Source organism: uncultured Campylobacter sp., assembly GCF_938017705.1.
Lineage (GTDB): Bacteria > Campylobacterota > Campylobacteria > Campylobacterales > Campylobacteraceae > Campylobacter_B.
The window spans coordinates 1-2,007 of record NZ_CALIIS010000200.1 but is presented as its reverse complement, the minus strand read 5'-3'; the positions used below and the strand labels follow the sequence as shown (position 1 = coordinate 2,007).

3 protein-coding genes and 1 tRNA gene are annotated in these 2,007 nt (G+C 38.5%); all 4 read right to left on the bottom strand.

The genetic code is table 11. The annotated features are described in order from the left end of the window. The coding region (locus tag Q0605_RS09130; protein WP_298706392.1) for a hypothetical protein at positions 1–197 on the bottom strand (197 nt) is incomplete at its 3' end. Positions 198–350: 153 nt separating this feature from the next. After that, on the bottom strand, positions 351–869 hold the full coding sequence (locus Q0605_RS09125) for a hypothetical protein (RefSeq protein ID WP_298706390.1): 519 nt from the start codon (positions 867–869) through the stop codon (positions 351–353). A 118-nt stretch (positions 870–987) separates the two neighbouring features. Next, on the bottom strand, positions 988–1,248 hold the full coding sequence (locus tag Q0605_RS09120; RefSeq protein ID WP_298706388.1) for a hypothetical protein: 261 nt from the start codon (positions 1,246–1,248) through the stop codon (positions 988–990). A gap of 198 nt (positions 1,249–1,446) precedes the next feature. Beyond that, positions 1,447–1,522 (bottom strand) — tRNA-Val (locus Q0605_RS09115). Positions 1,523–2,007 lie beyond the last annotated feature (485 nt).

Genomic DNA, 2,007 nt, shown 5'->3' with positions numbered 1-2,007 from the left:
TTGCACCACATATATTGCGGGTATCTTTTTATGCTCTTTTCAGAGCGGAAGGCGAAATAAAAGCCGTAAATACCCATTATTAAAAATACGATTGCAGGCAATATCCACAGACTACCCGCATCATCAAATTTAATATATTTCTCGCCTATTTTTACATGTTTATGTACCGTAAAATTTATAAGATATAAGAAGCACATTATGCCTGTCTAAAAAGAGGCAATTCTATCTAGCATTTTGCCGCTCCTTTTCGTTATGCTTTGCTTTATTTATAGCGTTTTGCGCCATACCGTATGATCCTTAAATTTGGGCTTTATGAGAGATAAATTTTATTCTTGATCGTTTTAAATTTCTCATATAACAAACCTAGAATATTGTAAAATCAATGTATAATCTTCGCTATAAAATTTTACCCTATTTTTTCTATTGTAGATACTCATACTTAGCAGATATTTGGCGAAATTTATATAATCCTTCGTACTAGGAAAATAAAATGTAACGCTTTGGTAGAATGTTTTAAAATCCAGCTCAAATTTATACCTGTCCATATCGTCCGCTATGCAGCACTCCGCTTCGTCTATTTTGATAAATTCCTCTATATCTATACATAGTTGAGCGCTATTTTTTGCAAATCGCGCTCCTCCCACCCAATATTCATAAGGAAAAAGCTCTAGGTATGAGACCCTTTCATTATACGAGAATGTTAAAATATTTTTTGCGAAATAATACATAGCCAAATTCGTAGTAAAACCCAATACCACAAGCTTTTTGTCTTCTAGAATTTTAATATCTAATTTATGATACTCGTGTCCCATAAGTTCCTCATCGATAGTTAGAGGATCGTCTTTAATATAAATTTTATTCGGCAGCACTGATTTATTCTCCTTTTGCGCACTATATCGTCATTCATAAAGCGCCGTCAAATATGATCCCTTCGCTTCAATCGCGGGGTATAATAACTTTTTCCATCTACATTGAAGCTGTTCGTGTTCATATTTTCTCCAATATAAGTTCCGCCGAGCCCTCCTCAAGCGAATTATACTCATCCAGATGTATATGCGAATGTTTCGGCACGGAATCTTGCGCTAAAGTAAGCAGATGCCTGGCAAGAGATATAAGCCCGCTTTTATTCGCCCTTATAGTAACTTCGTTTCCTAAAGCATTGACGGAGATCGCGAAGTCCTTTTCCCATTGTAGCCGCAGCCCCTTTTCTGTGCAGTAATCTAAGGTTTTTATAACATACTGTCCCATATATCGCCGATACTCCTTTCTAAATTTAATCGATTGGCGATAAAAATTCATCTCATTGATCGATTAATCGATCTCATAGTATTTCTGGAAAAATTATATCTAAAATAAAAATGAAAGATGTCGGAATAACTAAATTTTAAGACAGGTGCTGTGCGTGAACGTGAAAATGAAGTGATTATAACTTAAAATCAGCTTAAGTGGTGGTCCCGATTGGACTCGAACCAACGACTTCCACCATGTCAAGGTGACACTCTACCAACTGAGTTACGGGGCCAAAAAAGAAACGGCAGTATATCAAAAAAATCTCTCAATAGCAAGCAAATTTTAACTTTTCGTAAAATTCCGCCGAAATTTTATACAAGACTCCGCCGCGACGTAAAACGCCGTCGAAATTTTGCGCGAAATTTCACGATATTGCCGAAACCCCGCGCAAAATTCTATCCCGCAACTAAATTTCGCAATCCCGCGCGGAATTTTATCGCGCTTGCGCGGCGCTCGCGTGTTTTGCCTCAGCAGCCTATTCTGCTCCGCTTTGTTTTATCTAATCGCTTTGCTTCATCCCGCCTCGTTTCATCTACTCGCCTTACTTCGCCCTGTCTTATTTCGCCCGCTTGCCTCGCTCCGCCTTGCGCCCGTTAAGACGTCCAAATTTTTTCATTTAGCTTTAAAATTTTTACGATTTGCAGCATCGCGTCCAGATCCGCTTTGATATCATTTGCGATGCGAGCATTGAGTATCGGCTGATCCAAGCTCGGCTCG